Origin of the sequence: Citrobacter sp. 21OH12SH02A-Citro (genome assembly GCF_027919895.1) — a bacterium.
In the GTDB taxonomy this organism is placed as follows: domain Bacteria; phylum Pseudomonadota; class Gammaproteobacteria; order Enterobacterales; family Enterobacteriaceae; genus Citrobacter; species Citrobacter braakii.
In genome coordinates, this window is sequence record NZ_CP114801.1 from 1,390,160 (window position 1) to 1,402,293 (window position 12,134).

Below are 12,134 nucleotides of genomic sequence, written 5' to 3' on the forward strand. Positions count from 1 at the left end.
GACTATACCTCATTAAAAAACTGCGTATAACTGGATTCACTAAAGCCAAGCAGCATAGGCTTACCCGGCGCGCAGAGCAATGGGCGTTTGATAATTGCAGGCATTTCAATCATCAATGCAGCAGCAGAGGACGCATCGGTGATTTGGTTACGTGTGGCTTCATCCAGTTTGCGCCAGGTGGTTCCACGTGTATTGAGCAGCGCCTCCCAACCTAATTCGCTGATAAAGGCGTGTAATAACGCGTTGTCCAGGCCGTCGACGCGATAATCATGGAAGCGGTAGTCGACCCCATTGTCTTCCAGCCAGCGTCTGGCTTTTTTAATCGTATCGCAATTCTTAATGCCGTAGAGGGTGATCATTTGAATCCTTATTGACGTAATTTGAATATTTATTCTCGTGTTCTATAAACATGAATAATACATATTGTCATCGAACCGTTATAGAAAAATATAACATTGTTGTTGAATGGTGAATAATGATTCCTGAAAGTTCCAAAATTCACGGGAAACTGAAAATCAGAATTTGCCTGTTTGCATCAGCCTGTTTTTCCATCAGAATTGCCAAAGTCGTAGATGATGTATGAATATTTCAAAATATTGCAGTAAGTCACATAAAATTTATGGGGTTAGCGCATAGTGATTACATATACCCCCGAACACTGGAGGATGTAATCGCAACCATTGGTTAAATGATCTTCTTTTTATGATGATGATTTCGTAGAATGCCCATAATAATAAGAGAGGTTGTTATGATTGAACGTGAACTGGGGAACTGGAAAGACTTTATCGAAGTGATGCTTCGTAAATAATTTTCTGGAAGAAATTCATATCCTGCAAAGGATAATAAAAGGCGACTCAACGTAAGTCGCCTTTTTTGTGTCCGATTATTCTGGGCGTGGCTTCAACGGGAAGCGTCTGCGTACCAGCACAAAGAACAGAGGAACGAAGTAAATCGCCAGGACTGTGGCTGAAATCATCCCGCCCATTACGCCAGTCCCCACCGCATGTTGACCGCCGGAACCTGCACCACTGCTGATGGTCATCGGCAACACCCCAAAGATAAACGCCAGTGACGTCATCAGAATTGGGCGTAAGCGTTGGCGACAGGCATGCAGCGTGGCGTCGAGCAAGTCGTGACCTTTCTCGTTCATCTCATTGGCGAATTCAACAATCAATATTGCGTTCTTCGCCGAAAGCCCGATAACGGTGAGTAATCCGACCTGAAAGTACACGTCGTTTTCCAGACCGCGCATCCAGGTAGCGAGCAGCGCGCCAATGACCCCCAGCGGTACAACCAGCATGACGGAGAAGGGAACCGACCAGCTTTCGTACAGAGCCGCCAGACACAGGAACACCACCAGCAAAGAAATGGCGTACAGAGCTGGCGCCTGAGAGCCCGACAGCCGTTCCTGGTAAGACATCGCGGTCCATTCGAGGCCGAATCCGGTCGGCAACTGGTGGACCAGCGATTCCATAATGTCCATCGCCGTACCGGTACTGACGCCTGGGGCGGCTTCGCCAACAATCTCGACGGCGGAGTAGCCGTTATAGCGTTCCAGACGCGGTGAACCCGTTTCCCAGCGCGACGTGGCAAAGGCCGAGAAAGGCACCATGCCGCCGCTATTATTGCGGACGTACCACAGATTGATGTCGTCCGGGAGCATGCGATATTTTGCCGCCGCCTGCACGTAAACCTTCTTCACGCGACCCCGGTCCATAAAGTCATTGACGTAGCTGGAGCCCCAGGCCGTTTGCAAGGTGTCGTTGATGTCATCAATGGAAACGCCCAGCGCCTGGGCTTTGCGCTGATCGATATCAATTTGCAACTGCGGGCTGTCGTCCAGACCATTATGACGAACGCGGGTCAGAGACGCGTCTTTCCCGGCCAGCTCAATCAGCTTGTCGCGCGCGGCCATTAACGCATCATGGCCCGCACCGGCGTGATCTTGCAGCTCCATATCGAAACCGGCAGAGCTCCCGAGACCGCTAATCGCCGGAGGGCTGCTGGCGAAGACGCGGGCTTCCTTAATCTTATTAAAGGCTTTGGTCGCGCGCTCGATGATGGCGAAAGAGGTTCCGGTGGTGGTGTCGCGATCATCCCAGTCTTTTAAGCGGACAAACATCCGCGCCACGTTTTGACCGTTCCCGCCGGGGCCGGAACCGACCGTGGAAAAGACCGACGTAATGTTGTCTTTCTCATGGGTGAAGTAATACTTCTCCACTTCCTCAACCACTTTCAATGTTTGCTGCTGCGTGGAGCCGCTGGGCAACTGTATCGAGGTGGTAAACATGCCGCGGTCTTCGAGCGGCAGGAAGGAGGTTGGCAGGCGCAGGAACAGGAAAACCATACCGCCGAGCAGCAGGCCGTAAATCAGTATCCAGCGCAGGCTGCGGTGCAGGATCCTGGCGACGCCTTTTTCGTAGCGTTCGGCGTTGCGGTTAAACATCCGGTTAAACCAGCCAAAGAAACCGGTTTGCCCGTGATGCTCGCCTTTATGTAGCGGTTTGAGCAGAGTGGCGCACAGGGCAGGGGTGAGGATCATCGCCACCAGAACTGAAAGAACCATTGCGGAGACGATGGTAATCGAGAACTGGCGGTAAATAGCCCCGGTAGTGCCGCCGAAGAAGGCCATCGGGATAAACACCGCCGACAGCACCATGGCGATACCGACCAGCGCGCCCTGGATTTGCCCCATCGATTTCCGCGTCGCTTCCCGCGGCGAGAGGCCTTCCTCACTCATAATACGCTCGACGTTTTCCACCACCACAATGGCATCATCGACCAGCAAGCCGATCGCCAGCACCATCGCAAACATCGTCAGGGTGTTAACGCTGTAGCCAAAGGCGTAGAGCACGGAAAAAGTACCCATCAGGACGACGGGAACGGCGATTGTAGGAATCAGCGTGGCGCGGAAGTTTTGCAGGAACAGGTACATCACAAGGAATACCAGCGCGATCGCTTCCAGCAGTGTTTTCACCACGTCGATGATTGAGGCTTTGACAAAGGAGGTAGTTTCATACGCCACCTTGTATTCCAGCCCGTGCGGAAAATACTGTGAGAGCTCGTTCAGGCGGTCGATAACCAGCTCCGCCGTTGCCATTTCATTGGCACCGGAGGCCAGTTTTACCCCCAGACCGGAAGCCGGGTGGCCGTTGAAGCGGCTGAGATAGTCGTACTTTTCCGCACCCATTTCGACCGTCGCCACATCACCCAGTTTAACTTCTGAGCCGTCCTGGTTGACGCGTAGCGTAATCGCGCGGAATTCATCCGGAGTCTGCAGCAGCGACTGGGCGTTGATTGTCGCATTCAGCGCTTGTTTGTCTACCGAAGGCGTGCCGCCAAGTTGCCCGACGGCAATCTGCGCATTCTGTGATTCGATAGCATCGGTCACATCTTTGGCGGTCATCTGGAAGCTGTTAAGTTTGACCGGGTCGAGCCAGATACGCATGGAATATTGTGAACCGTAGGCGTCAATATCGCCCACGCCGTTTATACGACTGAGCGGATCCTGGATATTACTGGCGACGTAGTCGGCGATGTCCTGCTTATCCATTGAGCCATCGGTGGAGACGAAGGCGATAGTCAGAATATTGGTGTCCCCGGTCTTGCGCACCGTGACCCCTTGATTCTGTACCGCCTGCGGCAGCTTACGCATTGCCGATTGCAGCTGGTTTTGCACCTGCTGGACGGCTTCATCAGGATCGGTTCCCGCGAGGAAGCTCAGCGTAACTGACGCCTGGCCTGTCCCGCTGCTCTGCGACGACATGTACATCAGATTATCGAGACCAGTCATGTTCTGCTCGATAACCTGGGTGACGGTATTTTCCAGGGTTTGTGCGGACGCGCCAGGGTAGTTCGCGGTTACCCGCACGTTTGGCGGTGCCAGATCGGGATATTGCTCAACGGGCAGCGAAAAAATAGCCAGGGCTCCTGTCAGGCACAACAGGATTGCTAACACCCAGGCAAAAATGGGGCGATCGATGAAAAAATTCGCCATTAAAAGGGGACCTCGTGTTTCTGCGTATCGTTATGGGTGTGAATTGCTTCACTTTAGCGGCAAGGTACGGGGCAAACGTGGAGAAAAAAAGAAGATAATGTAAATTATCATGCCCGTTTACAGCATACCTTTCGTGCCAACGCCGTCAGGCCTGGATCGAGAACCGACGGCGCTTTGCGGTTCTTTACGTTAGCTCTCCGTCGGATTCTGCCGAACGAAAACTGATACTCACCAGCGTTCCCCCTCCGGAGGGTTGAGAGAAAGTCAGCGTGCCGCTCAGCCTTTCCGCCCGCTCGCGCATAATATTTAACCCATAGTGCCCCGAAGGCTCATGCGGCTCGCCAATGCCGATGCCGTTATCGCGAATATAAACCGTGTGATTACCATCCGGCGCGGTCACGCAACTGACGGCAATTTCGGTTGCGCTGGCATGTTTAATCGCGTTCAGCACCGCTTCACGGACGATCTGCAGCAGATGCACCTGCATTTGCGCGTCCAGCGCCAGGGTCGGTAACCGGCAATCAAGCGTCAGTTTAGCCGAGGTCTGATTTTGCAGCGTTTCCAGCATTTCATGCAGGGCGGAGGGGAGATCGGCCTGCTGTAAAGTCAGGCGGAAGGTGGTGAGCAGTTCGCGTAGCTGGCGGTAGGCGTCGTTCAGCGCCTGAGAGAAATCCGCCATAATGCTTTGCGCTGGGGCGTTATCTTCGGGAATCGAACGCTTCAGCAGCGTGAGCTGAATGCGTAAATAAGAGAGCACTTGCGCCAGCGAGTCGTGCAGCTCGCGCGCAATCGTCGCGCGCTCCTCCATTAACAACAGCTGCTGAAAATGTTTTTGCGCTTGGTTGAAGTACAACCCGCGACCCAGCATCGAGGAGACGCTGTTAAGCAGCGGGGTAGAAGCATTGACGTTCGGGCTTTGCCAGTGCAGTTCACCGTAGACGGTTTCCTGCATGGTGACCGGCAGGATCTGCATCGGCAGCTCGGGGCTTTTTGCGCCTTCGCTAATTCGCCAGTTATCTCCGACGGTGAGTTCCAGGAAATAGGCGGCGTCATGCTCGCGGACGATCTGTAAAATATGGCGGAAGCAGTACACATCAATCTGACTGGTATTTAACGCCTGAGAGCACTGATACAACACTTCCAGACGACGATTAGCTTCGTGGAGATCGTGGGTCTTCTCAGCGACAGACGCTTCCAGTGAGCGGTACAGCTTGTGTAATTCACTCGACATCTGGCTGAAGGTCTTGCCCAACAACCCGAGTTCGTTGGGCAAATCAGTATCCAGCGAGGGGATGTCAAACTGACCGTGTTCAATGTGCTGGCTGGCCACCACCAGCTTATTCAGCGGACGCACCACCTGCTGGCGAATACGCCGTAAGGTAAAGAAAACGAGGGTGAAAATGCCGATCCCGCCCGCCAGTGAAATACCAAAAACCAGCATCACTTTGCGTTCGGCATAATGTTGCAGCGCCAGCACGAAGAGATCGATTTGATCGACATAGTTATTGATATTGCTCTGGTACCAATTTAAATCGCCATCGATCAGACGGGCGTTCATTTCCAGCCAGTTTGCATGTAGACGTCCATAGCGACTTTTTACCGCTTGAGGCACGTACCACGCGTTCAGGTTCTGTAGTGCTGGCGAGTTTAGCGCCTGCTGGAAAAGCTGGCGGTGAGCGTTAAGCTGCGGACTTTGGCTTTGCAGATCGTAACCCAGACGGTAACTTTGCATGCGCAATGAGCCAGCCACGTTGATGGCTTCGGCATCTCGTAAGCTGCTGGTCAGCGTGAGCAGCGCAATACCCGTTGAGAGAATCGACAACAGCACTATGTAGAAAAAAGCTTTAGCCAGACTGGCCGAGACCGGACGCTTTACCGTCACTTGTGCATCCTCACACAATACACGTCGCGCCTTAAAACAGCCCGAACGATGCGGTGTATTTGATAAATGTTAATAAAACGCCATGAAACTGGATGGTAACTGAAACGCAATTTCATATGCGATGAAATAAATTGATCTGCCACAGGTTCTGGATAAATAGTTGTGCTTCCTGGGCAAATGAACATTGCCGCTTCCTTCCGTGTCGGTTAATAACAACACTCATATAAAGAATAAGGTTTTTGCAACCAAAAAAGAAGGAAGCCATGAATCGTTTTATTATGGTTAATAGCCAGCAGTGCCTGGGATGCCATGCCTGTGAGGTCGCCTGCGTCATGGCTCACAATGGCGAGCAGCATGTCCTGAGTCAACGGCATTTCCAGCCCCGAATTACCGTCATCAAGCATCAGCAGCAGCGCAGTGCGGTAACCTGCCATCACTGTGAAGATGCGCCCTGCGCCAGAAGTTGCCCGAACGGGGCAATCAGCCATGATAACGACAGCGTTCAGGTGAACCCGAAAAAGTGTATTGGCTGTAAATCGTGCGTCGTTGCTTGTCCTTTCGGCACGATGCAGATCGTACTCACTCCTGTCGCTAAAGGGAAGGTGAAAGCCACTGCGCACAAATGCGATTTGTGTCAGGGACGCGAACAAGGGCCTGCCTGTGTAGAGAACTGTCCGGCACAAGCGTTACAACTGGTGACGGAAAATTCGCTTACTGGTCTGTCAAAAGCGCGCAGGCTACGCACCGCCAGTCTGGAAAGCCAGCCCTGGCACGCCAACGCCACCGATTTCGTTTCGCATAAAATTACCAAACGTGAGCAAATGCAGGCGACGCCTGCGCGTGGTGAGCCGGATAAGCTGGCAATTGAGGCCCGTAAAACCAGCTTTGAGGAGATCTATCTGCCGTTTCGTACGGCGCAGGCGGAACGGGAAGCGTCCCGCTGCCTGAAATGCGGCGACCACAGTATTTGCGAATGGACCTGCCCATTGCATAACCATATTCCGCAGTGGATTGAACTGGTCAAAGCCGGGAATATCGATGCGGCGGTTGAGCTTTCTCACCAGACCAACTGCCTGCCGGAAGTGACCGGGCGCGTATGTCCGCAGGACCGACTTTGCGAAGGGGCATGTACGGTGCGTAGCGAGCATGGGGCGGTCACTATCGGAAATATTGAGCGTTACATCTCTGATCGGGCCCTGAGCAAAGGATGGCGACCGGACTTAAGCCACGTGCAGAAAGTGGATAAGCGCGTTGCTATCATCGGCGCGGGTCCGGCGGGTCTGGCCTGCGCGGATGTGCTGGCGCGCAGCGGAGTCAGCGCCACCGTATACGATCGCCACCCTGAAATCGGCGGTTTGCTGACGTTCGGCATTCCGGCCTTCAAGCTGGACAAATCGCTGCTGGCCCGCCGCCGTGAAATCTTCAGCGCCATGGGTATTCATTTCGAACTTAACTGTGAAGTGGGTAAGGATGTGGCGCTGTCGGCGCTGCTGGAGGATTACGATGCCGTGTTCGTGGGCGTAGGAACCTATCGTTCCATGAAGGCGGATCTGCCGAATGAAGACGCGCCTGGCGTTTATGACGCGTTACCGTTCCTGATTGCCAACACCAAGCAGGTGATGGGGCTGGATGAACTGCCTGAAGAGCCGTTCATCGACACCGCCGGACTGAACGTGGTTGTACTGGGCGGAGGCGATACGGCAATGGACTGCGTGCGTACCGCGCTGCGTCATGGCGCACGCCAGGTGACCTGCGCTTATCGTCGTGATGAAGCCAACATGCCCGGTTCGAAAAAAGAGGTGAAGAACGCCCGGGAAGAGGGGGCTAACTTCGAGTTTAACGTCCAGCCGGTTGAGCTGGTGTTACATGATGATGGGCGAGTCAGCGGCGTGCGTTTTTTACGTACCCAGCTTGGCGAGCCAGACGCGCAGGGACGTCGTCGCCCGGTTCCCCTCGCCGGGAGTGAGTTTGTCATGCCCGCAGATGCGGTGATCATGGCGTTTGGTTTTCACCCACATGGCATGCCGTGGCTGGAGACGCATGGGGTTAAGGTCGATAACTGGGGGCGCATAGCCGCCAATGTTGAAAGCGCATACCGTTATCAAACCAGTAACCCGAAAATCTTCGCTGGTGGTGACGCGGTACGCGGTGCGGATCTGGTGGTTACGGCCATGGCGGAAGGACGGCATGCCGCCCAAGGGATCGTCGACTGGCTGGGCGTAAAATCAGTCAAATCTCACTAAGTCGCTAAGAAGGCCGGATAAGGCGCGTTAGCGTTGCTATCCGGCTCTGTGCCGCATAATTGCCTGATGGCGCTTCGCTTATCAGGCCGACATTGCACCAAGACAAACCCGGTTTCACGGCGTAGTATTATTTCTCACTTCTTGCTGTGGAGCCGGTATGTCGCAAAAAATTACCCTCATCAAAGATAAAGTCCTTTCCGATAACTACTTCATCCTGCGCAATATCACCTATGACCTGACCCGTAGCAATGGAGAGGTGATTCGTCACAAACGCGAGGTTTACGATCGCGGCAACGGCGCCACTATCCTGCTGTATAACCCGGAGAAGAAAACGGTGGTGCTCATCCGCCAGTTTCGCGTCGCCACCTGGGTCAATGGTAATGAAAGCGGTCAACTGATTGAAACCTGCGCCGGGCTGCTGGATAACGACGAACCGGAAGCGTGCATTCGGAAAGAGGCCATTGAAGAGACCGGCTTTGAAGTGGGTGAAGTGCGTAAGCTGTTTGAGCTCTATATGTCGCCGGGCGGCGTGACGGAGATAATTCATTTCTTTATTGCGCAATACAGCGACAGCCAGCGGGCAAATGCGGGCGGAGGGGTGGAAGATGAAGATATTGAGGTTCTGGAGCTGCCGTTCACCCAGGCGCTGGAAATGATTAAAACGGGTGAGATCCGTGACGGTAAGACGGTGCTATTGCTGAACTATTTGCAATCGTCGCATCTCATGGACTAATGCGCGGGATTTATATTTCTTTACAAATTTTCGGCCAATCCGACGATTCTTATTGAGCCACATCAGTCGCGCAAGGAAGATACCGCTTAGGCTGTGTGTTTTGACTTCGGGGTTGTACCGTCCATGCGCTATCGCGTTATTTTACTTTTCCTGCTCGGGTTGTTACCCGTCCGTTTGCTGTGGGCCGCGCCCGCGCAACAGACGTTTTCTGACTGGCAGGTGACGTGCAATAACCAAAACTTTTGCGTGGCGCGCAATACCGGAGAACATCACGGCCTGGTCATGACCTTGAGCCGCAGTGCCGGGGCACATACCGACGCCGTGTTGCGTATTGAACTGGGTGGGCTGGAATCGCCCACAGCCAAAGAGAGCGATATTGCGCCACGTCTGCTACTGGATGGCGCGCCGCTCCCGCTTCGCGGTGAACACTGGCGTATTACCCCCTGGCAGCTGATGACCGATGATCCGGCCACCATCAGCGCATTTTTAACAACCGTACAGGACGCGAATGCGATAACCCTGCAAAAAGGGACGCAAAACCTGTCCCTGGTCGGGCTAAAAGCCGCGCTGCTTTTTATCGACGCCCAGCAAAAACGGGTCGGCAGCGAAACCGCATGGATTGAAAAAGGCGACGAGCCTCCGCTCAGCGTACCTCCCGCTCCTGCTTTAAAAGGCGTGGCTGTGATTAACCCAACGCCAACGCCTCTCACGCAACAAGAGCGCAGTGAATTGCTGGATTACGGTAACTGGCGGATCAACGGTATTCGCTGTTCGATCGATCCGCTGCGTCGCGAGATGCGCGTCACGGCCTTAACGGATGATAAAGCGCTGCTGATGATCGGCTGTGAAGCCGGGGCATATAACACCATCGATCTGGCGTGGGTGGTTTCACGTACTACCCCGTTGACGTCACGGGCGGTACGGCTAAGCCTGCCTTTTAAAACGGATGCGGAAAGTCGCGATATGGAGCTGACCAACGCCACGTTTGATGAGAAGTCGCGCGAGCTGGTAACCCTCGCTAAAGGACGAGGGTTGGCAGATTGCGGTATCCAGACTCGCTGGCGCTACGACGGTCAGCGTTTTCGTCTGGTGCGCTATGCCCAAGAGCCAAGCTGCGATAACTGGCATGGGCCAGATGCCTGGCCCACGCTGTGGATCACACGTTAAGCACCTTATGCGCTTTGTCGACAATGTTATCCACCGTAAAGCCGAAGAACGGGAACAGCTTGTCTGCCGGAGCCGACTCCCCATAACCCGTCATACCGACAATCGCCCCTTTCAGCCCAACATATTTGTACCAGTAGTCGGCAATTCCTGCTTCTACCGCCACGCGCGCGCTGACGTTTGAGGGGAGGACCGATTCCCTGTACGCCTCATCCTGGGCGTCGAAAATATCGGTTGAGGGCAGAGAAACCACCCGCACGTTACGACCTTCACCGGTCAGTTTTTCCGCCGCCAGCAGCGTGATTTCCATTTCTGAACCGGTAGCAATCAGGATAACATCCGGCTTACCCCCGCCATCCTTCAGCACATAGCCGCCGCGGGCAATCTGCTGCACTTGCTCAGGCGTCCGCTCAACCTGCGCCAGATTTTGCCGCGAGAGGATCAGCGCCGTTGGCCCGTCATGGCGTTCGACCGCCAGCTTCCAGCCTACCGCCGCTTCAACCTGATCGCAGGGTCGCCAGGTGCTGAAATTAGGCGTCAGACGCAGGCTGGCGAGCTGTTCGACGGCCTGGTGCGTGGGACCATCTTCCCCAAGGCCAATCGAGTCGTGAGTATAAACCATGATTTGTCGGGCTTTCATCAGCGCCGCCATGCGTGCGGCATTACGGGCATATTCGACAAACATCAGGAACGTTGCGGTGTACGGTACGAAGCCCCCGTGGTGAGCGATACCGTTGGCAATCGCGGTCATGCCAAATTCCCGCACGCCGTAGTGGATGTAATTTCCTGCATGATCCTCTTTAAGAGAAGTGGAGCCTTTCCAGATGGTCAGGTTGCTGGGCGCCAGATCCGCCGAACCGCCAAGCAGCTCAGGCAGTATCGGCCCGTAGGCGTTCAGGGTATTTTGCGAGGCCTTACGGGTGGCGATTTTGGCCGGATTGGCCTGCAGTTCGGTGATATATTTCTGGGTCGTTTCTTCCCACTCTTCCGGCAGTCCACCGCTCATCCTGCGGGTAAACTCTGCCGCCAGATCCGGATGCGCATGTCGATAAGCGGCGAATTTCTCATTCCAGCTCTGTTGGGCTTTCTCGCCTTTTTCACGAGCGTCCCACGCCCGGTAAATCTCTTTGGGGATTTCAAAGGCAGGATGATGCCACCCCAACTTCTGCCGGGTCAGCGCCACTTCTTCTTCACCCAGCGCCGCGCCGTGCGCTTCTTCTTTCCCGGCTTTATTCGGTGAACCAAAACCAATCACCGTGCGGCAGATAATCAGCGACGGTTTATCGGTAACGGCCTGTGCTTCCTGAATCGCTTTTTTCACCGCCTCAGGGTCATGACCGTCAATCTCGTGCACCACATGCCAGTGATAGGCCTCAAAGCGTTTCGCGGTATCGTCGGTAAACCAGCCGTCGGTTTCGCCATCAATTGAGATGCCGTTGTGATCGTAAAAGCCGATGAGTTTGCCAAGTCCCAGGGTGCCCGCCAGCGAGCACACTTCGTGAGAAATGCCCTCCATCAGACAGCCGTCGCCCATAAAGACCCAGGTATAGTGATTAACAATCTCGTGGTCTGGCTGGTTAAACTGCGCCGCCAGCGTGCGTTCTGCAATCGCCATTCCGACAGCGTTGGCTAAACCCTGACCCAACGGTCCGGTGGTGGTCTCCACGCCCGGCGTATAGCCAATTTCCGGGTGTCCTGGCGTCTTCGAATGGAGCTGGCGGAAGTTCTTTAACTCTTCGAGCGGCAGGTTGTAGCCGGAAAGATGCAACAGGCTGTAAAGCAGCATTGAGGCGTGGCCATTGGATAAAATAAACCGGTCACGATCGTACCAGGTGGGATCGGACGGGTTATGGCGCAGGAAATCGTTCCACAGCACTTCGGCGATATCGGCCATCCCCATTGGTGCGCCAGGGTGGCCAGAGTTAGCTTTTTGGACGGCATCCATACTTAGCGCACGAATGGCATTGGCAAGCTCTTTACGGGTCATAGGAAATACTCCTTGAAAAGTAAAGTGTTAGATGCGTGTTGTGATTCACACTTTTGAGATAATTGCGGGTGTTGTCAGCAAAAAGCATAGCAGACAAGCATGGTATTGCTGGCTTAAGCAGGTAACAT

The 12,134-nt window shown here is 54.2% G+C and carries 8 protein-coding genes; 4 read left to right on the forward strand and 4 right to left on the reverse strand.

Annotation, left to right across the window (positions count from 1 at the left end; genetic code table 11):
- Positions 1 to 2 precede the first annotated feature (2 nt).
- Positions 3 to 359, reverse strand: a complete 357-nt coding sequence (locus O6D90_RS06645) for an ArsC family reductase (RefSeq protein WP_016153966.1) — start codon at positions 357 to 359, stop codon at positions 3 to 5.
- Between the two features lie 389 nt (positions 360 to 748).
- Between O6D90_RS06645 and ypfM the strand changes: the two genes are divergently transcribed.
- Positions 749 to 808: a protein YpfM gene (gene ypfM, locus O6D90_RS06650; protein WP_001386977.1), complete on the forward strand. Its 60-nt coding sequence runs from the start codon at positions 749 to 751 to the stop codon at positions 806 to 808.
- Between the two features lie 75 nt (positions 809 to 883).
- On the opposite strand, the gene acrD is transcribed toward ypfM, so the two are convergent.
- Both acrD and narQ read right to left on the reverse strand, forming a co-directional pair.
- A complete protein-coding gene (gene acrD / locus O6D90_RS06655; protein WP_016153965.1) occupies positions 884 to 3,997 on the reverse strand; it encodes a multidrug efflux RND transporter permease AcrD in 3,114 nt (1,037 codons plus the stop codon).
- A 184-nt stretch (positions 3,998 to 4,181) separates the two neighbouring features.
- On the reverse strand, positions 4,182 to 5,879 hold the full coding sequence (narQ, locus tag O6D90_RS06660) for a nitrate/nitrite two-component system sensor histidine kinase NarQ (RefSeq protein WP_016157109.1): 1,698 nt from the start codon (positions 5,877 to 5,879) through the stop codon (positions 4,182 to 4,184).
- Positions 5,880 to 6,142: 263 nt separating this feature from the next.
- Between narQ and aegA the strand changes: the two genes are divergently transcribed.
- The 3 genes from aegA to O6D90_RS06675 all read left to right on the forward strand — a co-directional run bounded on the left by aegA (position 6,143) and on the right by O6D90_RS06675 (position 10,022).
- On the forward strand, positions 6,143 to 8,122 hold the full coding sequence (gene aegA / locus O6D90_RS06665; protein WP_016157108.1) for a formate-dependent uric acid utilization protein AegA: 1,980 nt from the start codon (positions 6,143 to 6,145) through the stop codon (positions 8,120 to 8,122).
- Between the two features lie 157 nt (positions 8,123 to 8,279).
- Positions 8,280 to 8,855 (forward strand): GDP-mannose pyrophosphatase NudK, encoded by a 576-nt coding sequence (gene nudK, locus O6D90_RS06670; protein WP_016157107.1) that lies wholly within the window; start codon positions 8,280 to 8,282, stop codon positions 8,853 to 8,855.
- Positions 8,856 to 8,978: 123 nt separating this feature from the next.
- Positions 8,979 to 10,022, forward strand: coding sequence for a DUF1176 domain-containing protein (locus O6D90_RS06675; RefSeq protein WP_016157106.1), 1,044 nt, complete (start codon positions 8,979 to 8,981; stop codon positions 10,020 to 10,022).
- Here O6D90_RS06675 and tkt read toward each other — a convergent pair.
- Positions 10,012 to 12,006: a transketolase gene (tkt, locus tag O6D90_RS06680; RefSeq protein ID WP_016157105.1), complete on the reverse strand. Its 1,995-nt coding sequence runs from the start codon at positions 12,004 to 12,006 to the stop codon at positions 10,012 to 10,014. The two genes, O6D90_RS06675 and tkt, sit on opposite strands and share 11 nt — an antisense overlap.
- Positions 12,007 to 12,134: the final 128 nt, after the last annotated feature.